General features: G+C 69.2%; 23 protein-coding genes and 1 pseudogene. 13 read left to right on the forward strand and 11 right to left on the reverse strand.

Annotated elements, in window-relative coordinates; all coding sequences use genetic code 11:
* Positions 1-115 precede the first annotated feature (115 nt).
* On the reverse strand, positions 116-673 hold the full coding sequence (locus tag ACL02U_RS01535; RefSeq protein WP_412788726.1) for a helix-turn-helix domain-containing protein: 558 nt from the start codon (positions 671-673) through the stop codon (positions 116-118).
* Positions 674-748: 75 nt separating this feature from the next.
* On the opposite strand from ACL02U_RS01535, the gene ACL02U_RS01540 reads away from it, so the two are divergent.
* A complete protein-coding gene (locus ACL02U_RS01540; protein ID WP_412788727.1) occupies positions 749-2398 on the forward strand; it encodes an FAD-dependent oxidoreductase in 1650 nt (549 codons plus the stop codon).
* A 10-nt stretch (positions 2399-2408) separates the two neighbouring features.
* Here ACL02U_RS01540 and ACL02U_RS01545 read toward each other — a convergent pair whose 3' ends face one another.
* The 7 genes from ACL02U_RS01545 to ACL02U_RS01575 all read right to left on the reverse strand — a co-directional run bounded on the left by ACL02U_RS01545 (position 2409) and on the right by ACL02U_RS01575 (position 10578).
* The gene (locus ACL02U_RS01545; protein WP_412788728.1) at positions 2409-2945 is read right to left on the reverse strand and encodes a hypothetical protein; all 537 of its coding nucleotides are present in this window, start codon (positions 2943-2945) and stop codon (positions 2409-2411) included.
* A 391-nt stretch (positions 2946-3336) separates the two neighbouring features.
* Complete coding sequence (locus tag ACL02U_RS01550) at positions 3337-4536, reverse strand: SMI1/KNR4 family protein (protein ID WP_412788729.1); 1200 nt, start codon at positions 4534-4536, stop codon at positions 3337-3339.
* 304 nt (positions 4537-4840) lie between these two features.
* Positions 4841-4984 carry a hypothetical protein gene (locus ACL02U_RS01555; RefSeq protein WP_412788730.1) on the reverse strand — a complete coding sequence of 48 codons (144 nt, stop codon included), beginning with the start codon at positions 4982-4984 and terminating at the stop codon, positions 4841-4843.
* Positions 4985-5364: 380 nt separating this feature from the next.
* Positions 5365-5604: a hypothetical protein gene (locus ACL02U_RS01560; RefSeq protein ID WP_412788731.1), complete on the reverse strand. Its 240-nt coding sequence runs from the start codon at positions 5602-5604 to the stop codon at positions 5365-5367.
* A gap of 109 nt (positions 5605-5713) precedes the next feature.
* Complete coding sequence (locus tag ACL02U_RS01565; protein ID WP_412788732.1) at positions 5714-6388, reverse strand: hypothetical protein; 675 nt, start codon at positions 6386-6388, stop codon at positions 5714-5716.
* A 165-nt stretch (positions 6389-6553) separates the two neighbouring features.
* On the reverse strand, positions 6554-7789 hold the full coding sequence (locus ACL02U_RS01570; RefSeq protein WP_412788733.1) for an SWIM zinc finger family protein: 1236 nt from the start codon (positions 7787-7789) through the stop codon (positions 6554-6556).
* Positions 7786-10578 carry a DEAD/DEAH box helicase gene (locus ACL02U_RS01575; protein WP_412788734.1) on the reverse strand — a complete coding sequence of 931 codons (2793 nt, stop codon included), beginning with the start codon at positions 10576-10578 and terminating at the stop codon, positions 7786-7788. Before ACL02U_RS01575 ends, ACL02U_RS01570 begins: the two co-directional genes overlap by 4 nt.
* Before the next feature lie 436 nt (positions 10579-11014).
* Between ACL02U_RS01575 and ACL02U_RS01580 the strand changes: the two genes are divergently transcribed.
* The 3 genes from ACL02U_RS01580 to ACL02U_RS01590 all read left to right on the forward strand — a co-directional run bounded on the left by ACL02U_RS01580 (position 11015) and on the right by ACL02U_RS01590 (position 12737).
* Entirely contained in the window at positions 11015-11263 is a 249-nt protein-coding gene (locus ACL02U_RS01580) for a hypothetical protein (RefSeq protein ID WP_412788735.1), read from the forward strand.
* Positions 11260-11661 carry a DNA-binding protein gene (locus ACL02U_RS01585; protein WP_412788736.1) on the forward strand — a complete coding sequence of 134 codons (402 nt, stop codon included), beginning with the start codon at positions 11260-11262 and terminating at the stop codon, positions 11659-11661. Before ACL02U_RS01580 ends, ACL02U_RS01585 begins: the two co-directional genes overlap by 4 nt.
* 575 nt (positions 11662-12236) lie before the next feature.
* Complete coding sequence (locus ACL02U_RS01590; protein ID WP_412788737.1) at positions 12237-12737, forward strand: hypothetical protein; 501 nt, start codon at positions 12237-12239, stop codon at positions 12735-12737.
* Positions 12738-12758: 21 nt separating this feature from the next.
* Here ACL02U_RS01590 and ACL02U_RS01595 read toward each other — a convergent pair whose 3' ends face one another.
* The gene (locus ACL02U_RS01595; RefSeq protein WP_412788738.1) at positions 12759-13082 is read right to left on the reverse strand and encodes a transposase; all 324 of its coding nucleotides are present in this window, start codon (positions 13080-13082) and stop codon (positions 12759-12761) included.
* A gap of 385 nt (positions 13083-13467) precedes the next feature.
* Here ACL02U_RS01595 and ACL02U_RS01600 point away from each other — a divergent pair, with 385 nt between their 5' ends.
* Positions 13468-14160, forward strand: a complete 693-nt coding sequence (locus ACL02U_RS01600) for a hypothetical protein (protein WP_412788739.1) — start codon at positions 13468-13470, stop codon at positions 14158-14160.
* A 113-nt stretch (positions 14161-14273) separates the two neighbouring features.
* Positions 14274-14933, forward strand: a complete 660-nt coding sequence (locus tag ACL02U_RS01605) for an HAD family hydrolase (protein ID WP_412788740.1) — start codon at positions 14274-14276, stop codon at positions 14931-14933.
* On the opposite strand, the gene ACL02U_RS01610 is transcribed toward ACL02U_RS01605, so the two are convergent.
* Positions 14914-16188: a transcriptional regulator gene (locus ACL02U_RS01610; protein ID WP_412788741.1), complete on the reverse strand. Its 1275-nt coding sequence runs from the start codon at positions 16186-16188 to the stop codon at positions 14914-14916. The genes ACL02U_RS01605 and ACL02U_RS01610 overlap by 20 nt on opposite strands.
* 215 nt (positions 16189-16403) lie before the next feature.
* Between ACL02U_RS01610 and ACL02U_RS01615 the strand changes: the two genes are divergently transcribed.
* The 5 genes from ACL02U_RS01615 to ACL02U_RS01635 are packed head-to-tail and all read left to right on the forward strand — an operon-like array spanning position 16404 to position 21599.
* Entirely contained in the window at positions 16404-17654 is a 1251-nt protein-coding gene (locus ACL02U_RS01615) for a methionine adenosyltransferase (protein ID WP_412788742.1), read from the forward strand.
* Positions 17654-18577 (forward strand): phosphotransferase, encoded by a 924-nt coding sequence (locus ACL02U_RS01620; RefSeq protein ID WP_412788743.1) that lies wholly within the window; start codon positions 17654-17656, stop codon positions 18575-18577. Before ACL02U_RS01615 ends, ACL02U_RS01620 begins: the two co-directional genes overlap by 1 nt.
* Positions 18574-19290 (forward strand): histidine phosphatase family protein, encoded by a 717-nt coding sequence (locus ACL02U_RS01625; RefSeq protein WP_412788744.1) that lies wholly within the window; start codon positions 18574-18576, stop codon positions 19288-19290. Before ACL02U_RS01620 ends, ACL02U_RS01625 begins: the two co-directional genes overlap by 4 nt.
* On the forward strand, positions 19283-20575 hold the full coding sequence (gene serS / locus ACL02U_RS01630) for a serine--tRNA ligase (RefSeq protein ID WP_412788745.1): 1293 nt from the start codon (positions 19283-19285) through the stop codon (positions 20573-20575). The genes ACL02U_RS01625 and serS overlap by 8 nt, the downstream gene beginning before the upstream one ends.
* A 1-nt stretch (position 20576) precedes the next feature.
* Positions 20577-21599 (forward strand): glycosyltransferase, encoded by a 1023-nt coding sequence (locus tag ACL02U_RS01635; RefSeq protein ID WP_412788746.1) that lies wholly within the window; start codon positions 20577-20579, stop codon positions 21597-21599.
* Between the two features lie 65 nt (positions 21600-21664).
* On the opposite strand, the gene ACL02U_RS01640 is transcribed toward ACL02U_RS01635, so the two are convergent.
* Positions 21665-22111, reverse strand: coding sequence for a hypothetical protein (locus ACL02U_RS01640; RefSeq protein WP_226652058.1), 447 nt, complete (start codon positions 22109-22111; stop codon positions 21665-21667).
* A gap of 476 nt (positions 22112-22587) precedes the next feature.
* Here ACL02U_RS01640 and ACL02U_RS01645 point away from each other — a divergent pair.
* Positions 22588-22671: pseudogene (locus tag ACL02U_RS01645) on the forward strand (NUDIX hydrolase); the annotation flags it as partial.
* A 489-nt stretch (positions 22672-23160) separates the two neighbouring features.
* Positions 23161-23859: a hypothetical protein gene (locus ACL02U_RS01650; protein WP_412788747.1), complete on the forward strand. Its 699-nt coding sequence runs from the start codon at positions 23161-23163 to the stop codon at positions 23857-23859.
* Positions 23860-24038 lie beyond the last annotated feature (179 nt).

A 24038-nucleotide genomic window follows, 5' to 3' on the forward strand; every position in this document is an offset into this window, starting at 1 on the left:
AACCGGCTCGTCGCTCGGCTGCTCGGCAAACCGAGCAGGTCGGTCCTGGACCCTGAACGGCAACCCGAACCGCACCCCGAGTGGCTTGCCGTGGCCTCCTCGCGGGCCGCCGAGCTCACTGGTGCACGTGCGCGCGCTGTCCGTCGCGGTCGAAGACCATGATCAACTCGGCTGGGCCGTCCAGGGCCGTGATCGCGTGCGGGACCATCGTCGCGAACTCCGCCGCCTCCCCCGTGTCGACGTCGATCTGCCGCTCTCCCAGCCACAGCCGCACGCGCCCCTCCAGCACGAGGAACCAGTCGTGGCCCGGGTGCACCCGTTGGCCGGGCGGTGTGTCGGACGGCTCGAGGCGCATCTTCATCGCGACCGTGCGCCCGTCCGGACGGCTCAGCGGCCACGTCGTCCGCGTGCCGCTGCTGTGGGCGACCGGACGGATGACGACGTCGTCGTCGGTGGGCACCTCGAAGAGCGCGTCGAGACTCGTCTGGAGGGCGTTGGCCAGCGGCACGAGCACGTCGAGGCTGAGTGTGCGCTTGCCCGTCTCGACGCGGCTGATGGTCGACGGGCTGAGGTTGGTGCGCTCGGCCAGCTCGTCGAGGGAGTACCCCAGGGTGGTGCGCATGCCGCGCAGGCGCGACCGTGCCAGGGCTTCGACGTCGGCGACTCCGTTCATGTGTCCATCCTGGCGCTTCTTGCTGATTGTGCAAGGCCCGTTGCGGAAACCGTTGGGCGCTGTAGCGTCGCAGTCATGAGCGAGCACCCCGCACACAGCCGACAGCCAGCCCCGTCCGAGCCCAACGAGCCCGTCAGCCACGCCCGGCACCCCACCCTGGAGCGTCACTGCGACGTCGCAGTGATCGGAGGCTCGGCCGCCGGTCTCGCCGCCGCCCTGCAGCTCTCCCGCCAGCGGCGAGGCGTGGTCGTGGTCGATGACGGCACCCCGCGCAACGCGCCGGCCGCGCACATGCACGGCTACCTGGGGCACGAGGGAGCCGCGCCCGGCGAGCTGATGGAGGTCGGTCGCGAGGAGGTGCGCGCCTACGGTGGGGAGGTGCTCTTTGGCCGGGTCGTGGGGGTGCACCGCCGCGACGACGGCCGGTTCCGGCTCGACCTCACCGGCGGGCACACGCTGGTGGCCCGTCGCGTACTCGCCGCGACCGGCCTGACCGACGAACTCCCCGCGATCGACGGCATCGCCGAGGGGTGGGGGCGCGGCGTGCTCCACTGCCCGTTCTGCCACGGCTTCGAGGTGCGCGACCAGCGCCTGGTGCAGATCGTCACGAACCCCCTGGGCCTCCACCCCACCCCGCTGTTCCGGCACCTGACCGACCGGCTGGTCGTCGTCCTGCACGACCCGGCCGGGGTCGACGAGGGAGCCGTCGAGGCCCTTGCCGCCTCCGGTGTCACCGTCGAGCGCAGCGAGGTCAGCCGAGTCCTCACCGGGCCGGACGGCGAGGTGTCCGGGGTCGAACTCGGCGACGGCCGCGTGCTCGAGGCCGACGCCGTCGTCGCCGGCTCGCGGTTCCAGGCACGCGCCGACGCGCTGGCCGGTGTCGGACTCACCACCGCCCCGCACCCGACCGGCGCCGGCGACGTCCTCGCGGTCGACGCGCGCGGCGAGACCGCCGTACCGGGGATCTACGCGGCCGGCAACATCACCGACCCGAGCCTGCAGGTCCTGCCGTCGGCCGCCCAGGGCAGCCAGGTCGGCGCCATGATCGCCTTCAGCCTCGCCGAGGAGGACCTGCACGCCGCCGTCCGGCAATCGGGCGAGGAGACCGACTGGGACCACCGCTACGGGGGCCCCGACCGGGCATGGAGCGGCAACCCCAACGGCACACTCGTCCACGAGGTCACCGCCCTCGCCCCGGGCCGGGCGCTCGACGTCGGCACCGGCGAGGGCGCCGACGCCCTCTGGCTGGCCGAGCACGGCTGGAAGGTGACCGCCACCGACATCTCCGGCAACGCGCTCGCCCGGGTCCGCGCCGAGGCCGAACGCCGCGGGCTCGCCGTCAACCTCGTACGCGGCGACGCCAACGATCCCGCACCCTTCGGCACCGAGACCTTCGACCTGGTCTCCCTGCAGTACGGCTCCTTCAAGCGCACACCCGACCAGCGCGGCGTGCGCAGCCTGCTCGCCGCCGTCGCCCCCGGCGGCACGCTCCTGGTCGTGCACCACGACCTCACCCCGCTGCGCGACCCGGTGGACGTGGCGACCCAGACCCGGATGTACGACCCGGAGGCCTTCGTCGGAGTCGACGAGATCACCGCCGCGCTCACCGCAGACCCCGACACCTGGCACGTCGAGACCCGCGAAACCCGGCAGCGACCCCCCGGCGCGGCCAGCACCCACCACGTCAGCGATGTCGTACTGCGCGCAACTCGACGAACGGCGTGATCGCGCGCACTCACGCCACCGGCCCCTGATCGGTGAGGTGTCGGTTGAGAATGTCCGCGGAACCCGGATCGAGCCGATAGACGCCCTGCAAGCCGACCGCGCGCAGCAGTCGCCCGTCCTCGACGTGCCTGAGCTTCCGCTCGCCTCGGCGCGAGGCGAAGGCGAGTTGCTCAAGACGGTCTCCCGAGAGCGGAGCGTCGAACCGGATCGGGGTTCCCGGCGAGCCGAGCACGACTTCGGAGACGCAGCCGCGCCGCAACGGGCGCCAGTGGATCAGGTTGGGGTAGTCCTCGTCGGCCAGTTCGGCGCCCGCCTGGTCGTGGTCGACGATCCGGCGAACCTCCATCGCGCAGACCGTGTAGAGCGCGGCCCGCCAGGCGCGGACGGCGAACACCCGGTCCCCGGGTACAACTCCGGCACGTCGGAAGCTCGGGCAGGACTGGTGGGGACCCCCGAACAGCACGGTCGGACGCCGCCCGGTGAAGCCGCCGCGTATCAGGTCGCGGCACAGACCATTGGTCCACAGCACGGTGTACGAGTTCGCCACGACATGAAACGTAGCGGTCACCACTGACACAGCCGTCGGTTGAAGCTGAGGCGGAACGCCGCCGACCGGGGGAAAAGGCGCGGCGCCGGGGTGCTGGTTCACGCTCCAGGAGAGTCACCAGCAGGGCGCCCGGCAGCGCGAGGACATGCCGGACCTGGGCGCCCGTCGAGACCACGCTGCTGCCTTGCTCGATCTTTCCCTGCCCACCGAAGGCGCTGCGCTGACCCGCCTGCACGAAGTCGCCGCCGTCATCGGCGCCGACCGACCTCGAACATCTTCTTCACCCGGAATCCACCCTTGTACGGGCAACTGATCAAGGACTGATCCCGACCTCCGACGGCCCGACTACTCGGCAGCCAGGCCGTCGCCTCCCCCCGCGAACGCCACTCTGCTACCAGTAGGCGCGGTCGTCCCAGGATTCGAAGCCGGCGAACTCGACGGGGTCGTCGTCCTCATCCAGCGGTGCCAATCCGGGAGTGCTGAACTTGCCGCGCGACCAGGCCAGGAGAGTCTCGATCAGGGGATCCGGCAGAGGCGGTCCTTGATCCGCGTGGCGGGGCCAGACGATCAACGGCCAGTCGTCGGGGCTGTCGCCTTCCGTCAGCCAGCCGAGTTGGTCACCGTCGATGGAGTTCGCGAACGGGAGGAAGCCGCCGGGTTCGGGCCAGATGCCGAGTGGGTACCACTGCGGACGGTTGCCCTTGAGCTGGCGGTACCCGGCCGCGGTCGACTCGATGTGCTGGAGGAAACGGCGCTCACCGGTGCGCAGCGGAGTGTGGAAGCGCAGCCAGTTGTTCCAGCAGCCGGCGCCGTAAAGGTCCATGAAGGTCACGTATTCGCTCGGCAACGTGGTGCCCAGTTCGTCGAACAGCCCGGCCCAGGTGCCGTCGCCGAGATACGGGTCCTCAGGCGGCGGACACAGGAGACGCAACGCGTCCAGACCGGTGCCCGTCTGCAGGGCGATGTGACGCTCGCTGTCCGTGAGCCTGGGCGGGGTGGGCTCGGGCGGCGTCCACGCCTTGACCGTCGGAAGGAACGCGCTGCGCGCGACGGTGCTGCTCAGCGGTCCGATGAGCGGCCCGGGTGGGGACGGCAGTTCCCACTCCGCCCGAATGGTGTGCCGAAGGTAGTCGCCCAGGGTGAGGTCGTAGTGGTGCCAGGGTTGCAGACCGTTGCCGGGGATACCTGGTGAGTGATTGACGACCACGGTCCACTCGTCGGGGTTATCTGAGGTGGAGGTGTCCCAGAACAGGACATCGCTCCCCCGAGTGCATCCCCAGGCGAGGAGGCCACCCGGGTCGGGGTGGATCGCGGGCCGCTGATCCTCCGTCAGCCTCCGAGCAGCGATGCGCGCCTCGCGGTGGGTGTCCTTGAGCCAGCGTCCGTAGTCGAAGCTGCCCTCTTGGACGCAGGGCACGTGGATCCATACGTACTCACCGAAATCCAGCGGGCCATGGGCATCGGCCAGTTGCTTGTAGTCCTCCGGCAGCCTGAGTCCCAGCCACCTCTCGACGGCCGCCCAGTCGACCGGGACGGGTACCGGTGGCCGCTCCGGGTGCGACGTGGTGAAGGCGGCAATGTCCAGACTCACATGTCTCTCCGCGATCGGCGGCTCAAGTCGGTGCCCGTGAGCGTACGCGACACCGCTGGTAGCGGGCCGACCAGGTGCCGCCGTCCCGGACGCCCCGGTGACCGAACGGACAGCAACCCGTCGACCGGGCACGTTCCGCGACATGAACGCCCACGGACCGCCCGCGACGTCACGGCCGCCACCGTGCTCGTGGGCGTGCGGAAACGTCCTGACCTGCGTTCAGCAGGGTTGGGCGGGGCTTCCGGACGGCGCCGTACACCAGTGAATGCAACCAGAACCGCAACCACAGGAGTGCAGCCGTCGCTCACGTCCTGCGCCAGGCGTTGATCAGCTCCTCGGGGTCGTACACCGCCTGAAGGCCGGAACAACCGACCCCGCTGCGGGGGACCGCCACCAGTGGTACCGCTCGTCGGTGATCGCCGCCCCGGTGCTTCTGCAGCGCGGCCAACTCCACGAGTATGCGGGCGCGACTCCTGCATGTGCCGGACGCCGTGCTCAAGGAAGTGGCCCGGAAGATCGCCGAGGCCGTCTGGGGGAGTCCCGGAGACACCCGCTGTAGGCGAGAACCAGGACAACGGGGACTGAGGATGACGTATTGCCCGGTGAGAGCAATGGCGGAGGATATGAGATTCGAACTCGTGAGAGGTCGCCCCAAACCCGTCTTCCAAGTCTTCGTCTGGGGGTTCGGGGGTGTGCGCGGGTGTTCTGACCTGAGGTGGAGGCGGGGAGGACAGGGCAGGTGATCGATCCCGGACGTAGGCGAATGAGACCAGGACTGAGACCACGGTGAGTTCCGCAGACGGGGCGCCGATCGCTGATAGGCCCTGCTCATTGAGAGGCGTTAGGGGGGTGGAAGACATCGAGCGGGCCGTACGTTGTCGGCTTGCTGTGGGCGAGTTCAGGGTGCTGAAAGACGCGCTCCCGGAGGATGCCGACGGTGTTCGGCCACGTGGTGAACCGTGCGCCGGTGCCGGTGCCGGTGCCGGTGCCGGTGCCGGTGCCGGTGCCGGTGCCGGTGAGGATACGGTCCCAGTCCTGGGCGGCGGAGATGCCGGTTCGGTCGATCACGAAGCCACGGCAGGCAGCTGCGCCGGTCACCTGACCTGACGCAGCACCGACTTGACCACCCCAAGACAACCGACTGGGGCGGCCCCTCCGGTTGACTCGATCGTGACGGTTACGGGCGGCGCGGCGGTTCGCTTTCCCGGTCGACACGGGCCTGCGGGGTGACCGGCAGGGTCTCGAGGTCACCGTCACTCAGGATCAGCTCGGCGGTCTCGGCTGAGCAGCCGACATAGGTGGACAGCAGGTCGTAGCTGGTGGTGACGACCCAGCTGCGATCCTGCGGCCACCAGAATTCGGGGCCGCTCTCGCCTACCGTGTCCACGACCGTTTCTCTCACGGCTTCCAGGTCAGTCAGAGGGGCGCGGTGAACGAGCGGTGTCTCTTCGCCCCAGAGGAGGGCCGCGAGGTCGTAGGCGAAGTGGACGGCCTGGTCGCCAGATACTCCGGCAAGTACGCGCACCAGTGCTCGCCGACTGGTGTGGTCGAGGGCTCCGTCTTCGGCCTGCCATAGTGTGCGTTCGGGGTCGGGACCTTCGCGCCGCAGCCACCAGTGGGACATCTCAGGATGGAATGGAACACCTGAATCCTCGGCCAACTCTTGCCACGTGAGGTTACGGCCTGACCGGTCCGTGGCCTCGAAGCGGTGGAAGATCCGTACGAATGCTTCGTACTCACTTGGCACGAGGTCGGAGACCACGTGCCCGGGACCTGCCGTCGAGCGAGCGAGCCGCTTCTGGAGCCAAGCCAGCTCCGTGCCGTCGTACGACCATGCGCGTGTCTCCGTCATATCGACCATTTTCGCGCCCTGGGTGCTACGGCACGCGCCCGGACCGGACATCGTGCAGTCCACGGTGGCCGGCGATCTGTGGGTCGAGTCGGACTGCGTGTTCACCAAACCACTGGGCGGTCCGCCTTCCGCTCGTGGTTCCTGGTCAGCGGGGGAATCGCCTCCTTACTCCCCGTTCTGCGACCAGACCGCGGTGAGCGCGGTGACCGGGTCACTGTCGGCTGGTGCCGCGGGCCACCATTCGCCGTCGTCGTCCTGGAGGAAGGGGTACCAGCGGGCGTCGGGGCCCAGACGCAGCTGAATGCCGTAGTGGGTGAGGGCGAGGCGGTTGCGCCAGGTTCTGAGGTGTGTGGGCGAGTCGGTCATCTCGGCGATGGCCGTGTCCACGGCGGTGCGGGCGGTCTTCATCACCGTCGGATCGGGGGCGTAGGACTGTTCGGCGACTGTGATGCCCGTGGGACCGCCGTGGCGCCAGGCACGGGTGAGACGTGCGAAAGCAGTGGGTTTGGTGCCGGTGTTCCGGATCAGGTGGTGGAACCACTCGGGTCCGGGGTCGTTTGCGGCGATGCGGACGGCGTCCTGGCGCTGGGTCAGGTGCAGGTCGGCGGTATCGCCCGCGAGGAGCCGGGCGGCGCGCGCGGTGACGTCGGCCATGAGGCGTTCCAGGTCCGCGGCGGCCAGGCCGGTGCCGGATGGCGGGGCGACGGGCAGTGCTGTGGAGTAGGCAGCGGGTTCCGGGAGTTCGGGCAGTGCGCGGGGCTCTTCGGCCCAGCGGGCGTACGCGGCGGCGGCCGGGATGCCGGCCGGTGCCGGTGGGGCGGCGGTCTCCTGTGCTGCCGTACGGCGTGCGCGGAGCTGGGCGAAGACCTCCTCGCGACCGCGGCCGCGCAGCGTGAAGAGCACGAATGGGTCGGTGTCGATGGTGGCGGCGATGGCATAGCAGAGCGCGGCGGCGTGCTTGCAGGGGTATCCCCAGTCGGGGCAGGAGCACTCCGGATCGAGCTCGGTGGGCAGTGGGAGCAGTGGGACGCCTGCGTGCCGGGCGTCGTCCACGAGTTCGGCGGGCATTTCGTCGTCGAGAAGTGCCGCGAGATGTCCGGCGCGGGCCGCGATCGTGTCGAGCAGGGTGTCCCACTGAGGGTCGGTGAGGACGGGAAGGTGGACGGCGGAGCGGTAAGGGCGGGGCCTGCTGCCCTGGACGGCGGCTTTGACCTGGCCGGGGGCGATGGTGACGGCGCCGACCATGCCCTGGCGGGCGTAGGTGCGTCCGCGGGACAGGCGCCCCGAGTCCAGGGTGGAGTCCTCCAGGGCCGTCACCCATGCCTGGCCCCACCAGGTCGCGGCGAAGGCACGCCTGCCGCGGGCGGGCGCGCGGCGCTGACCGGGAAACGAAGGGCTCATGTCTGCCTCCCCAGGGCGACGAGTTCGGCGAGGTCGGCATCGGACAGTTCGGTCAGGGCGGCCTCACCGGAGCCGACGACGGCGTCGGCGAGCGCGCGCTTGGACTCGAGAAGCTTCGCCACCTTGTCCTCCACGGTGCCCTCCGCGAGGAGTTTGTGGACCTGTACGGGCTTGTCCTGGCCGATGCGGTAGGCGCGGTCGGTGGCCTGGTCCTCGACGGCCGGGTTCCACCAGCGGTCGTAGTGCACGACGTGGGTGGCGCGGGTGAGGTTGAGGCCGGTGCCCGCGGCCTTCAGGGAGAGCAGGAACACCGGCACCTCGCCGCGCTGGAAGCGGTCCACCATCTCCTCGCGCGCGGTGACGGGGGTACCGCCGTGCAGGAAGAGGGTGGGGATCCCTCGCTCTGCGAGGTGCTTCTCCAGCAGAGTCGCCATCTGCTTGTACTGGGTGAAGACCAGCACCGACTCGCCCTCGGCGGTGACGGTGTCGACCAGCTCGTCGAGCAGGTCGAGCTTGCCGGACCGGCCGCGCAGCGGTGTCGACTGGCGCAGGTACTGGGCGGGGTGGTTGCAGATCTGCTTCAGCGCGGTGAGGAGCTTCAGAACCAGACCGCGGCGGGCGATGCCCTCGGCTTCGGCGATCTTCGCCATGGTTTCGCGGACCACTGCCTCGTACAGGCTTGCCTGCTCGGCGGTCAGAGGTACGACGCGGTCGGTTTCGGTCTTGGCGGGCAGCTCGGGTGCGATGCCCGGGTCGGACTTCCTGCGGCGCAGCAGGAACGGGCGGACAAGGCGGGACAGCCGGTCGGCAGCCTGCGGGTCCTCGCCCGACTCGATCGCTCGGGCGTGCCGGTCGCGGAAGGCCGTGAGCGGGCCGAGGAGTCCGGGGGTGGTCCAGTCGAGGAGCGCCCACAGTTCGGAGAGGTTGTTCTCCACGGGGGTGCCGGTGAGGGCGACGCGGGCGCGGGCGGGCAGGGCGCGCAGCTCACGGGCGGTGACGGCGTAGGGGTTCTTGACGTGCTGGGCCTCGTCGGCGGCGATCAGCGACCATGCGTGCTCGGTGAGGGTCTCCCGGTCGCGGCGCAGGACGCCGTAGGTGACCAGGACGATCTCGTCATCGGCGAGGTCCTTCAGGTGGCGGCCGCCGCCGTGGTAGCGGCGCACGGGGATGGAAGGCGCGAACCTGGCGGCCTCGCGCTGCCAGTTGCCGAGCAGAGAGGTCGGGCAGACGACGAGCGTGGGGCCCGCGGTGGCGGGGTCGCTCTGGCGGTGCAGGTGCAGAGCGAGCAAGGTGATGGTCTTGCCCAGGCCCATGTCGTCGGCGAGACAGCCGCCGAGGCCGAGTGCGCACATCTCAGCCAGCCAGGCCAGGCCCCGCTTCTGGTACTCGCGCAACGTGGCCTTGAGGGCAGCGGGTTGGGGCACGAGGGTGCGGGACTCGGGGTCGCGGATACGAGCGACCAGATCTCCGAGCGCACCGACCGCCGCACAGGGGACCAGGTCACCGTCCCGCCCGGCCTCGCCGGTCAGCGCGGCGCTCAACGCCTCCATGGGGGTGAGCGGTTCCATCCGGCGGCGCTTGGCGCGGGCCACCAGCTTCGGGTCGGCGACCACCCACTGGTCGCGAAGCCGGACGAGGGGACGGCGTGACTCCGCGAGAGTATCCATCTCGGCCTCGGTGAGCGGCTCGCCGCCGAGGGAGATCTGCCAGCGGAAGTCGAGGAGGGCCTCGGTGTCCAGCAGGCCGCCCGCGGCGGAACCGGGGGCGGTGCGCTGCCCGATCTCCGCGGTCGCGGTGAGCGCCTTGACCAGTTCGCGCGGCCAGTGCACGTCGACACCGGCCGCGCGCAGCGCGTTCGTGGCGTCCCCAAGGAGATCGAAGGCTTCGTCGTCGGTCAACCGGAGCTGATCGGGAGCGGCATCGTCGAGCAGCCTCCGTAGCGGGGGCCAGGCGCGGGCGCCGCGGCGCAGGGCGAGAAGGGTCTCGGTCTCGGCGCGTGGACCGAGCAGCCGTTCCACTTCGGTCGGCTCGCTCCACAGCCGTGCGGCCTCGATGACGAGCGCCGGGTCCGCCGCGGTGTGCAGTTGCAGGACGGCCCGGAACTGCCGTCGGCGTCCTTCGGGTACGTCGACGCGCAGGGAGACACTGACCTCGGCGGTGAGCGCCGCCTGGGTTTCCTCGGCCCATTCACGCAAGGAGGGCAAGGTGCGGGCCTCGCGCCAGGCGTACGGCAGCGCTCCCATGGCGAGTTGCGCGGCAGGAGTGCGGACCAGCTCGTCGGCGACCGCGTCGCAGAACTGGCGTACCAGCGCAGCCGGTTCGGCGATCCGTACCGGAGCAGGGCCGGGCTCGGGCAGGCAGTGGGCGTGTGGCGGGAAGGCGGCGGCCAGGGCGTCCAGCGTCTGGCGCTGGGCGGCGGTGTAAGGACCCACCTGCCAGGTGTCGTAACCGGCGGGGGTGAGGGCCGGGTGGAGGCGGCCGTCGGCGAGCAGCCGCAGCGCGAAGCGAGTGGCGGCCTGCCAGGCGGCGCCGGAGGGATGCGTCGGCTCCGCACTGGCCAGGGCGGAGACGGCGACGGCGACAGGCAGCACGTAGCCCTCGACCCTGCGCCGCCTGACCGAGCGGCCGTGCGGCAGGACCAGCTCCACCGTCTCGGTCTCAAGGCCGGTGGGCGCCATACCGTCTCCGGCTGCAGCCCCGGTCGGCTTCCACAGCAGCAGCCGCCCGAGGCGGGCGGGCTCACCGGGCAGGAAAACCGCCGCCCAGCCGGCGCCGAGCAGCTCCCTCACGAAGGCGGATGTCTCCTGCCGGGCCAGCGGCGGTGCGCTCCTCGCGCCCGTACTCGGCTCTCGTACGACGACTCGTGCCACTGTCTTCCGCCCTGTCGCTCGCCGGACCCTCCCCTGGGCCGCTCACTACCGAACCCCACCAGGCAACGTCACACGCTGGCAACCGCGAGCCTCGGCTTGACTGCTGGCGACTGCGCCACGACGGATACGCCGCTGCTGAACACACCGGGCCTCACCGTACGGTGCAGCGCTACGGTGAGGCCATGAGTACCTGGGCCCCAGCCGCGCTGGAGGCGTTGATCGAAGAGGCCACCGTCGACGCCTACGGCGAGGATGAGCCCAGCTCACCGGCTTTTGGACCTGCCGCTGCCGGAACCCGCCCCCGAGGGCGGGAACAGGCAGCACGTAGCGCGCATACCACAGTATGCTTGCGGCTATGGCAGACACCACACGCATCACGGTGACACTCCCCACCGAGCAGGTGAGGGAGCTGAAGAAGATCACGGACAACATCTCCGGCTACGTGGCCGAAGCGGTCGCCAGGCAGATCCGGCACCAGCTCCTGGGGGCCGACCTGCGCAGCCACACAGACGAGCACGGGGCCTTCAGTGAGGAAGAGCTGGCCGAGGCGCGGGCGCGGATCTTCGGTACGACGCCGGCCGCCGGCGGCGCGAGCGCCGCGTGAGCGGGCACATCGAGACCGTCGTCCTGGACAGCGAGGGGCTGTCGGCCTGGGTGGTGCAGGACCGGAAGGTTCTGGCGATGTTCCAGGTGTTCCACGACATGGGAGCGGACCTCGTCGTCAGCGCCAACACCATCGTGGAGGTGAGCCACGCCAGGGTGAACCTGCCCCGACTGCAATGGGCGCTCTCCCGGGTCAAGGTGGAGCCGATCACGGAGGCAGCGGCCAAGGCGGCGGCCCAACTGCTCAAGGGTGCCGGTCTGCACGGACACAAGTACGCGATCGACGCCACCGTCGCGGAAGCGGCCTTGCGCCAGCCTGGCCCGGTCGCCATCCTCACGTCGGATGTCGATGACATGACCCGGCTGTGCGGCAGCAAGGTCCGGATGATCGGGCTATGACCGCGACATCGTCCAGGGGCCATGGACAGATCCGAGTGGATCCGCCGAGACCAGAGTCGCACCGGGCCCTCGTGTGGGTCCTGGCTGCCGGTAACCGTCGTGACGTATCCCGTCAGATGGTGTGGCTCCCCGCAGTCTGCGCCGGTCGACCCCATGAGGCGTGAGCGTGCGCCGTTCCCGCTTGAGGCAATGTCCTAAATGTCGTCTATAAATGCAACTGAAACTACAACCAAGGCAGGCCGAAGAGCTGGACCGCATTAAGCGGTCCAGCTCTTCGTTTCGCCTGTTCAGGCGGCTGCGGAGGATACGAGATTCGAACTCGTGAGGGGTTGCCCCCAACACGCTTTCCAAATGTTCGTACGGGGGTCCGGCGGGGGTCGTACCCGTCCTGACCTGGGGCGGAGTGTTCGGGGTGGCCCCGTCCGGACGGCTCCGGACGGGGCCGAATGAGACCAGAACTGAGAAGGCTTCTCGAAACCGAGAGTGGTGGTTGAGTTTGTGCTGGTCAGGCATGGTGCCGGGGCGGGTGAGGTAGGTCCGGTGCGTCCGTGGAGGTGGCGTGCTGGAGGTGTGTGATGGCGTCGGTGTTGGGGCGGCTGGAGGAGCGGGAACGTGCGGCCCGGAAGCGGGTGGAGGAGTTGCAGGCCGAACTGGAGGCGGCGCAGTCGGAGTGGGACGAGTGGCTGATCGCCCGCAGGCGCGTCGGCGAGGTGTGGGACGTGGGTGAGACCGCAGGCCAGGAGGGGGTGGCGGGGAGGCAGCCGGAAGGTAACGAGGCCAGGACGCCGTCAGCGGTGAAGCCCGGGTCGCTGGTTCCGGTCTGGCGGGAGGGGCTGTCGGTCGAGGTGTTGGCGCCGGAATATCAGCAGGTCATGGGCCTGCTGGCCGAACGCCGCGCCACTGGCGGTCAGCCACTGAACTGCCGTGAGATCACTGCTTTGTTGGGGCTGGAGGTGGTTCCTGCGAAGATCGAGGGAGTGCGGTGCAAGCTCAAGCGGCTCGTTGCGCGGGGATGGGTGCACGAGCCGGCACCGGGCCGGTTCGCCTGCGGCGACGGCCGAGGCGGCGGGTCATGACCATGGTCATCGACCACAGGATCATCGCCTCCGACGACGCGGGCAGCCGCTCGTAGTACGCCGGGAGCGGGTGAGCCAGGCGAACGTCCGCTCGACGATCCACCGTTTGGGTAGCACCACGAAGCCTTTGTGGTCGTCGCTGCGGCGGATGACGGTCAGCATCAGGTTCAAGGCGGTCGCGCACCAGCCCACCAGCATGCCGGTGTATCCGCTGTCCGCCCATACGCGCCTGAGCCGGTGATGCCGCCGTGCGGCCTGCAAGAGGAGATCCTGGGCGGCGTCCCGGTCTCCCGTCGAGGCAGGGGTGACCATGACCGCCAGGATCAGGCCGAGGGTGTCCACCACGATGTGCCGCTTGCGCCCTTGGACTTGGGCACGATCGTCTCCCTAACGGGATCGCCCACGGACCCCAAGACATCGTGCGCGGAGCGCCAGTTGTCTGCAGAAGGTGTGGGACCTAAGGGTCCTTGTCCGGTGCACGGCCCCCGTGGGCAAGGCCGCTCGGAAACGGCGTTCACTTCATGCCGTTGGGCGGTGACCCTAGCGCACCATCGGCGCTCGCGGAAGCGGACTCAGGGCTGCCGTGCCGCTGAGGTTGGAGGGGCGATCGATCCACTGGATTCGACTGGACCGCCACGGTGGCAAGATCCGTACTGCCAGCTGAGAAGCCCTCTGAGTACACTCGATCGCACTGAGTGATCAACTGCCCTCGGGAAACGGACCCTCCAGAGTGACAGATGCCAACCCCTTCGCGCCGCCCTCAGGGCGCGTGAACCCCCCGGCGTGGTCATCCCTGGACGACCACCTGTGGCACTCGTGCGAGATCGTTGCGGATCTCCTTACAGGCAGTCTGGTTCGCCGCCCGCTGATCGCCACGACTGCGAGATTGCAGCATGACGACCGTACTCTTGCAGTCGGCCCCGGTCAGCGTTCGACCTGGCGAGCCCTGGGCAATGGGCGCTACCAGCACAACAACGTGGTCGCTGTCGGCAATCCCGCATTCGTCATCGGGAGTCTTGTGGGCTCCGCAGTCGGCAACTCCGCCAGGCGGCGACAGGCGGCGCGTGACGCCCAACCGCGATGGGTGGTCGACGGCCCGGGAGAGGTGACGATCACCCGTCAGAAGCTGCACTTTGCGAGCAGCACGAGCGGACTTGACCTTGAGTGGAGGGCTCTGAGCACGATCGACCTCGTGAGCGTTGCTACGTTCCAGACGAGCTTCGTCAATACTCGCGGCCAGCAGGTGACGACGATGGTGCACACACCATGGGCGTCCCTCGCCTTCGCTGTCGCCGCCATCACCGCGTTTCCCGCGCATCCTCGTCTGCTGAGCGGTGGATGGCTCCCGCCAGGGTTCGAGCAGAAATGTGCCCACTTCGGTCGACCGTGTCGCCCGGCCGCCACCCTTGCGGCGCGCCAGTGACCCCCGGCTCCCGCCATGAGTGGGTGTCGGCTTGGGATCGGGCGGGGTAGGTATTCAGCCGCAATCCGACAGGGCTGCCTACTCCCCGCGCCGCACCGTCTAACCTGCGGAGCATGATTCGTGCGGTGGTGTTCGACGTGGGTGAGTGTCTTGTCGACGAGACCCGGGAGTACGGGACCTGGGCGGACTGGCTGGGGGTGCCGCGGCATACCTTCGCGGCGATGTTCGGGGCGGTCATCGCGCAGGGGCGCGACTACCGCGAGACCTTCCAGGAGTTCCAGCCGGGGTTCGACCTGACCGAGGAGCGCGAGAAGCGCGCGGCGGCCGGGAAGCCGGAATGGTTCGGTGAGGACGACCTCTACTCCGATGTGCGCCCCACGCTGGCCGCGCTGCGTGAGGCCGGCCTGTGGGTGGGCATCGCCGGGAACCAGACCGTGCGTGCGGGCGGTCTGCTCCGAGGGCTGGATCTTCCGTCCGACCTGATCGCCACCAGTGACGACTGGGGGGCGTCGAAGCCGGACGTGAAGTTCTTCGAGCACGTCATTGACGCGACGCCTGCCGAGCCGGGCGAGATCCTGTACGTCGGCGACCGGCTCGACAACGACATCCGCCCGGCCGTGCAGGCCGGGCTTCTGACAGCTCTGATTCGGCGTGGTCCGTGGGGCACGATTCAGCAGCGTGACCCGGATGCGGACTCGATCACGACGATGCGCATCGACTCGCTCGCGGAGCTGCCCGAGAAGATCGCCAAGTTCAACGCTGGAGAGCGCTGACCGTCGTGCCCCAGTCGTAGAGACGATCGTCGAGGTCTCGGACGCACTGCTCGTTCTGCCATGGGGCGAGCGTGCGCCGGACTTCACGGATCCGCTCCATGCCTGTCGCGTACCAGGTGATGGCGAGCTGGTCGAGGGCTTGGACGGCGTATTGGCATGCCGCCTCCGGATGGCTGTCCGCGGCTTCGACCGCGGCGAGATCACCGAGGACGACCGTGCGCTGCTTGTCCGACTCGGGCGACAGATCTTCGAGAACCTCCTGGAGGGTCTGGCGGGCTTGCGGCAGGTGGCCGGCCTTCAGCTGCGTGTTCCCTTTGAACGCGGACAGGCGCACCCGGCTGAACCAGTCCAGCCAGTCGGGAGTGGGGTGCTCCGAGCCCGAGGAGAGGGCGTCCTCGGCGTGGTGGATCAGTCGGAGCGCCGCACGAGGGTCGCCGCATCGGGTCTCGCATTCCGCCTCGACCGCGTCCAGCCACGCCCAGAGCTCCGCGGAGGCGTCTCCGCGTCGAGCGTAGGTGCGGGCCGCCATCATGCGCTCGATCGCCGTTTCACGGTCATCGGCCCAGCCGGGGGCGAAGGCCATGTGCGCGAGGATGGCCGATCCGAGAAGAGGGTCGTCCGCTTCCCCTGCCGCCTGCAGGGCACGCAAGAGGGTTTCCGAGGACTGCTCGGGCTGGCGTAGGTCGAAGAACTCGATGCGGCCAGCCAGGAGATAGGACTCGGCGAGTGCGCTGGCGAGAGTCTGGCGAGCAGGGTTCGCCGTCTCGGGCAGGAGAGCGCATCCCAGACGGGCGTGCTCCAGGACCGCGGGGTGAAGTACAGCCGGGGCCACGGACCAGTAGAGGTGCCGATGGGAACGGGTGACGGCCTCGAAGTCCTTGCCCACCGTGACCGGCTGCCTTGTGACGCCCGCCTGCGGGGGGACGCTGGCTAGCCGCGCACCCGTCAGGGGGGTGCGAGGGGTGCTGCGGACCGTCGAGCCGGCAGGGCGGCTCTCGGTTCCCCAGGGCGGGGTGAATCCCAAGTCCTCCATGCTCTGACCCAGGAGGTGGGTCAGGACTCGGTGGACGTCAGGCTGTGGCCAGGGCGGTGTGGCGGACTCCCAGCGCCGGATCTGGCGGACGCCAACGGCGAGTCCCCTGATGCCCAGCTTGGGTGCTGTCCTGGTGATGGCGTCGGCCAGGGCCTGTTGCGAGTTGTATCCGGCAGCCAGGCGAGCGGACTTGAGTCGGGTGTTGCCTGCGGGACGGGACATGAATCTCCTCCGGGACGAACTCTCGTCTGAGAGTGACATGCGGTGTCCCTGTCGCGGCGCGAAATCATCCATGAGAAGCCAACAAAGCCCTGTGGAAGTCCTCTTGATGACCTGTCAGAGACCTCGAATAGGACCTGTGGGGCCCGGATAGTTGGCACCTCCGCAAGACCAGTAGCGCTCGTCTCTGCCCTGTCCCCCGTGAACGGGAGTTCGTGATGCCCCGTACGAGCACGACCATCAACCACAGCCACCTCGTCATCGACACCGGCCTGGCCAAGCCCGACGCGACGACCATCGTGGAGCGGAAGGGCCTCGGCCACCCGGACACCCTGGCCGACCACCTCGCCGAGCGGCTGTCCCGCGCGTACAGCCGCTACACCGTCGAGCGCTTCGGCGCCGTGCTGCACCACAACTTCGACAAGCTCGCCCTCCTCGGCGGCGCGAGCGAGGTCCGCTACGGCGCCGGCCGGATGACCGCCCCGGTCAGGATCCTCGTCAACGGCCGCGCCGCGCCCATGTGCGGCGGCGAGCGGATCCCCGTAGAGGAGATCGTGGAGGCCGAGGTGCGGGCGTTCTTCGCCCGCCGGCTTCCCGAGGTCTCGGACCACCTGGACATCTCCTTCAACATCACCAGCAACTCCAGCCCCGGTGCCGTCCTCACGGGCGACGAGGTGCCCGACCGGACGCGGTGGTTCAACCCGCGGTCGATCGAGGACCTGCGGGAGCGGCGGGTGCGACTGTCCAACGACACGTCGTTGGGAACGGGCTGGGCGCCGGAGAACGTCTTCGAGTCGTTCGTGCGCGATCTGGTCGACCACTTCTCCGGCGAGAGCGACTTCACCCTCTCGCACGCGTGGTGCGGATCGGACGTGAAGCTCATGGGCTACTGGGACGGTGAGCAGGCGGACATCGTCCTCTGTGTCCCGCAGAAGTCGCGGCTCGTCGCTAGCCGCGCGGAGTACGTGCGGAACACCGAGAGTGTCCTCGCCGAGTGCCACCGGCTGGCCGGCCTCCGGCTGCCCGGAGTCGAGACCCGCTTCCGGCTCAACGCGCGCGACGTGCCGGAGAAGGACGAGCTGTACCTCACGTACACCGGCAGCTCGATCGAGTCGGGCGACGAGGGCGTCGTGGGCCGCGGCAACCGCGTCAACGGCCTCATCACGCCCCTGCGGCCGATGAACCTGGAGGGTGCCAACGGCAAGAACCCCGTCTACCACGTGGGCAAGCTCTACAACATCGCCGCCCGCCGGCTCGCCGAGCGGCTTCACGAGGCGACGGATGGCCACGCCGAGGTTCACCTGGTGAGCACGACCGGGCAGCGACTCGACCAGCCGTGGCGCGTTCTCGTCCGTCTGTCGTCCCCGGACGTCGAGGTGGACAAGGTGCAGGCACTGGTGGCGGGGGCCCTGGACGAGTTCCCGGCGCTGACCGACGAGCTGGTCTCCGACGGGATCGTGCTGAGTTGATGGAGAAGCGGACGCTCGGCGAGGTCTCCGAGGAATGCCGCTGGCGGCTGGTCACGCACTACGGCCCGGGAGTCGCCAGCTGGCTCGACGCCGTGCCCAGGCTGATGGAGCGCGCGGCGGAGCGCTGGAAGCTCACACTCGGGACGTACCACGACGCCGGACACGCCTCAGTGGTCGTGACGGCCGGAACCCTCGACGGACGTCCGCTGCTTCTGAAGGCGTGGGTTGATCCCGCCCGCTTTTACGATGAGGTCACCGCCTTACGCCTATGGGCGGGCGGGCCGACGGCGGGCGTCGTCGAGGCGGCGGACGACCTGGCCGTGGCGGCCCTGGAGATGATCGGAGGCCGCCCCGGCGGTGGTGAGCGACCGCCTCGCGAGCTTCCCACCGTGGCCGCCGCCCTCCAGGGCCTCCATACCTTCGGTCGCCGTCGGCGCCGGCTGCGTGAGCTTCCTTCCCTGACCGCGTATCTCCACCAGGAGGTACGCCCCCGGGTGCGGCGCCGACTGCAATCGGTCGACGTCGGCCCGTGGCAGGAGCACGTCGACGCGGCCCTCCCGGCCCTCGTGACCCTGGAGGAGGACTCCGCTCGGTCCACCGTCCTGCACGCGGATCTCTACCGAGAGAACGTCCTCTTCGACTGGCTGGGCCACCCCCGCTTGATCGATCCCCTTCCGATGGTGGGCGACGCGGTCTTCGACTGGGCCTTCTGGACCGTGTACTACGACCTCAGGCACGGCACGGACGCCCGCTTGGCCGCCGCCCGGATCTCCCGTATTCCCATGCCCGTCCTGGCGCCATGGTGCAGGGCCCTGGCCCTGGACGGCCTGCTCTTCTACCTCGACACCGGTGATCCGCGCGCTCCGAGGATGGCCGACGTCCTCGCATGGCTGTCGGCGCCGACCTCAAGGAACCGATCATGACGACGTACGTTCTCCGCCACGGACAGACGAACTACAGCCGGCGCTATCTCGTCAACGGCGATCCGACCAAGCCCATCCGCCTGAGCGAGGAAGGCCGCCGGTCGCTGAACAAGGGATGGAGCAGCGTGCCCCTCCACAGCGTGAAAACGTGGCTGGCCAGCGAATTCCCCCGCGCCCAGCAGACTGCCAATCTGCTGATGGGGGTCCCCGGGCCCGAACTGATCACCGATCCTCGATTGAACGAACTCGACTACGGGGAATTCGAGGGAGGCCCGTTCCTGGAGTACGCCGTCTGGCTCGACGGCCACGGCACCCACGAGCGCCCGCCCGGCGGGAGCGAGTCGCAGCGTGAGGGCATCCGCAGGATGCTCGCCGGGGTGCTCGCGGCCCTGGATCACCCCGGTCCACGCGTCCTGGTAGCCCACGGGCTGCTGGTCTCGGTGCTCCTGTGGCACCGTGACCGGGCTCCCGGCGAGGCCATGCCCCTGTTCTTTCCGGAAGCGCCGTACGTCGAGCCCTTCACGATCCCGGACATGGAGCTGCCGGAATTCATCGCAACGCTGATGAACGAGCTTGAAACTGGCGTCCGGGACCGCACCGGCGGCATCGGTGACTGGGGGATATTCCGGAACGGGGACGGCTCGGCGGTTGCTACCGTCGATTGCGTATCCCCATCCCACTCGCAGGATCAGAAGGATCTTCCTCATGCATGATGCCCGCGCCCTGATCGACATGGGTGCCGACGCGGTTCGTCGGCTCGCTCGTCGCGGTTACTCCCTGGACCTGTCCGAGATGGAGTCCCTCCAGTCTCGTCGCAACCAGAACATCCGCTCGGCCGACGAGCTGCGGGCAGAGTCCAAGCGAGTGGCGAGCGAGGTCCAGCAGACGGCCAAGCAGGGCGGCGACATCAGCAAGCTCAAGGAGCGCGCACGCGAGATTAAGGACCAGGTCCGCGACATCGAGGCCGGCCAGGAGGAGATCGAGGCCCAGCTGCGCGACCTGCTCCTGAGCATCCCGAACCTGCCGGACGACTCGGCCCCCGACGGCGACTCCGAGGAGTTCGCGGTCGAGATCCGGCGCGTCGGCACTCCGCCCGCCTTCGCGTTCGAGCCGAAGGACCACGTCGACCTCGGCGAGGCCACCGGCATCCTCGACTTCGGTAGGGCGACCAAGCTGTCCGGGCCGCGCTTCGCGGTCTCGCGCGGCGCCGGCGCCGCCCTGGAGCGGGCACTGGCCACGCTTTTCCTCGACATCCACACCCGCCGCCACGGGTACACCGAGTACGCGGTTCCCTACCTGGTCACCCGGAAGACCATGACCGGTACCGGCCAGCTGCCGAAGTTCGAGGAGGATCTGTTCAAGACCGGCGTCGCCGACCGCGAGCTCTTCCTCATCCCGACGGCCGAGGTCCCGCTGACCAACCTCTACGCCGACGAGATCATCCCTCCGGCCGAGCTGCCGCTGGCCATGACCGCCCACACCCCGTGCTTCCGCTCGGAGGCTGGCTCGTACGGCCGCGACACCCGCGGTCTGATCCGCCAGCACCAGTTCGCCAAGGTCGAGATGGTCAAGATCGTCGACCCGGAGATGGCGGACGCCGAGCTGGAGACGATGGTCGGCCACGCCGAGGCGTGCCTCAAGGAACTCGGCCTCGCCTACCGGGTCATCAAGCTGCCCGCCGGTGACACCGGCTTCTCCGCCCAGCTCACGTACGACATCGAGGTCTGGATCCCGAGCCAGAACACGTACCGCGAGATCTCCTCGGTCTCCAACTTCGGCACCTTCCAAGCCCGCCGGGCGAACATCCGGACCCGAGGCGAGGACGGCAAGCCCAAGCTCGTCGCCACCCTCAACGGCTCCGGCCTGCCCGTCGGCCGCACGCTGGCCGCGCTCCTCGAACAGTGCCAGCAGGAGGACGGCTCGCTCGTCCTTCCCGAATCCCTCTTCCCGTACCTCGGCTTCCGCCGGATCAAGGCGGACGGAACACCGGAGGCATAACGTGCTCGTCGGCGTCTGCGATTTCCCTGGTAGCTACGCCTTTCCGCCCGCCGGCTACGGCGGGATCGAACGATGGCTGTGGGCGGTCGCCGTAGGCGCCCGGGCCGCAGGCGCCGACGTACACCTCCTCGGGCCGGGCTGGCTCGCGGACCTGGAGAACGACTGGGTCCGCAAGCCGGTCCGCCTGGAGGACATCACCCCCGGATCGCTCGCCGAGCGCGACGTCCACGACACCAAGTACGACCTCCTGGTCGTCGGGCACGAGTACCCCTCGCTGCCCGCCTGGACCCGCACCTGGAATGCGCTGGACTGCGACGTCGCCACCTTCCAGCACTCCCCGGTCTTCCAGCACGCCACCACCGCCTTCGACGGCAGGCGTTCCCGGCTGTACTGCTACTCGCCCGAGATGATCGAGCGGTACGCGGACCACCGGCCGATCCCCGAGCTGGCCGTGCACCTTGGCCTCGACGAGGAGGAACCGCCGGCGACCGCCGGACGCGACCTCGTCTGGCTCGGCCGCGTCGACGCAGAGAAGGCCCCTCACCTGGCGGTCCGCGCCGCCCAGATCCTCGGCCGCCGCATTCGCGTCGTCGGCCCGGTATTCGACCACGACTACGTCCAGAGCCACGCCCGTCTCTTCGACGCGGACCACGTCGAGTGGATCGGCGAACTCGGAGGGCCGGCCAAGACGGCCGCCATCCGCGACGCCTCCGTATTCGTCTACACCTACGCCCGCACGTACGTGGAAGCTGGCGCCGCCGTCTTCGGCGAGTCCCTCCGCGCCGGCACCCCCATGGCTGCGCTTACCTGGCGCACGGGCACTTGCGCCGAGGCGGCCCTGTGCGACCAGACGGGCGCCATCACCGTCGTCGACCCGGACGAGGACGACGAGACCGCGGCCCAGCGACTCGCGCTCGCTATCGAGCAGGCGGAGACCCTCGACCACCGGCAGGTTCAGGAGATCGGCCAGCACCGCTTCGACCTCGCCCGGCACTTCCTGGCGATGGCGTCCCGGTCGTGCTGACCGGTACAGCTCGTACGACCGGAGACGCACTGGCCTCGCGGATACCCTCCGTGCTAGGCAGGTCGTTATCCCACTCGCAGTGGGAGTTCACCATCGACGGCCCTCACGTCGACATCCGACACCAGCGGCGAGGCACCCCGTACCGCCCGCCACGTCGGCCGCCCTCGTGGAGAGAACTCCTCCGCAGCCTGGAGACCGCCTTCGCCCACGTCGGAGCTCCACGCGACGACTGTCTCCCGCTCCGCTGGGGGCGCGACACAGAACTGACCATCTCGGCGATCCAGGCCCTCGACCCGCTCCTCAAGGATGGAAGACCCCAGACGTACCGCCGAGGCTTCCTCCCCCAACCGGTTGTCCGCCTCACCGGTGAACGCGATACCGCCGGCGACCTCTGCGACGGCTTCCTGACCTCCTTCGTCAACGTCTCCCGCGTCCAACCCGTAGGAGGACTTGACGCGTACGGCGCGATTCTCGACGGCTGGTTTTCCGTCCTCTCCCAACTCGGCTTCCACGCCCGCCACCTGAGTGTCCACGGGACCCTGACCCCCTGGCGCCGGCGCGAGGTGGAGGGCATCACACTGCACTTCCGCCACCTCGGGCTCGACCTCGGCGATATCGTCCTGCTGTGGAACGCCGAGGACCCGACCCGCATGGCCGTAGACCTGGGAACCGGACTGGAACGCCTCGCCTGGGCACGCACCCAGCAACGCTGGCACGAGCTGATCTACGGAGGCTTCGCCGGCACGGCGCCACCCGCCACGCTGGACGCCATCCGTACTGCGACGCTCCTCCTCGGCAGCGGGGTCACCCCCGCGCCCCGCGGGGCCGGGGGTGTCACCCGGAGGGTCATAGGCACGATCGACCCCGAAGCGGTACGCCTCGGGGCCAGCGCCTTAGTTCGCGAGGCACACGGCTACTGGTCACTTGTCGGTGCCCTACGTGCTCCGTGGCCGCAGATTGCTTGTGCCATCGAGGAAGAGGTACGCAGATGCGGCCCATCGCCGCAGCCATCGTGGTGCATCAAGGACGCGTGCTCATGGTGCGGCGACGGGTAAGCGAGGCCGAGCTCTCACGGGCCGGTCCTCGCCCTCGATGGCCCAGCGCTACCAGCGCATGTCCGAACCGACGCTGAACGATCTCGGCAGGAAGATTGGGCGGCTCTACGGGGCAACACCAGATCTGGCTCAGAGGAGCTCGGCGAAGACGCCGTCTGAGGCCCAGAACCCCAACTGAGACCAAAACTGAGACCACGCAACGACGAAGGACCCGACCGCTGGGCGGCCGGGACCTTCGTTTCGGCTGGTCAGCCGTGGCGGAGGATACGAGATTCGAACTCGTGAGGGGTTGCCCCCAACACGCTTTCCAACTGTGGTGGTGGCCCCGGAAGCCTCGGACGGGGCCATTCACCTGCGTTCATGGGCGGCCGGATGTCTGGGCGGGCTACCGCGTCCGGTCTCGTCTGAACGACCGTGAACGGCGCTGAATGAGACGGAAACTGAGACGGAAGAGGGCCGAGCCTCGCTCCTGACGCGGTGACTGTCCCGCGTGCCATCATCTGCACATGCTCAAGATCCCCGGATACGAAGGCGGCCCCTTGGTCCGGGGCGACGCTTACCTGGACGACCCGTTGTTCTGGCCTGTGCACCTCGGCTCCTGCCTGCGTGGGGAGGACGCACAACGAGCCGCATTCGGCGCCGACTGGGATGCGGCCATGCTGCTGTATCGCACGCTGTCCGCCGAGCATGAGTGGCCGGTGTTCAGTGTGCCGCTGCGCTCCGGGCACACCATCTACGTCGTCTACCGCAACGTCGTGGACGCATGGGGCGTGGACTATCTGATCCATCAGCCGGCCTGGTCCGAAGCGGAAAGCCTCGCTGTGGTCGACGGTCACTTTATGGGGCCCGGCATGGCCTGGCCGGAACTGCTGTCCGCTGCTCGGCAGTCGGCAACAGAAGGCATTGGTGATGCTGACGCCCGTCTCTTGCTGCTCTTCCCCACACTCGGCGACGCGCTGCTTCCCGACGATGCAGCCGCAGCCCTCACCCCTGCGCTCGCCGCTCTCACCCTGATCGAAGAGCCCGCCGAGGTGGCAAGGATGCTCCTTGAGAACCAGGGCCAATGGGCTCCCGCTCGGTGGAGGCTGGCAGGCGGCGTCTGGATCAACGACGGTGGGCACTCCTACCGAAACCCAAGCAACGCCTTCGCTCTGTCCGAGGGGCGCCTGCTGGAGATCAGTAGCGCACTGCACGGCGGGAGCTGAGCACCACTTTAGGAGAGAGGCTGGGGCGTCGAGCCGGTGACCTGTGGCTTCGATGCCTAGCGAGTTGACCGGCAACTCGCCCCCCAGACAGCCTTGTTAGCCGTGGCTGACCGCTGCATCTGGCACGTCAGTGGCACGAAGCTCAGCCGACGACAGCCAGCCACGACGGCGGGTGCGCC

It is taken from the genome of Streptomyces sp. MS06 (assembly GCF_047200655.1).
In the GTDB taxonomy this organism is placed as follows: Bacteria; Actinomycetota; Actinomycetes; order Streptomycetales; family Streptomycetaceae; genus Streptomyces.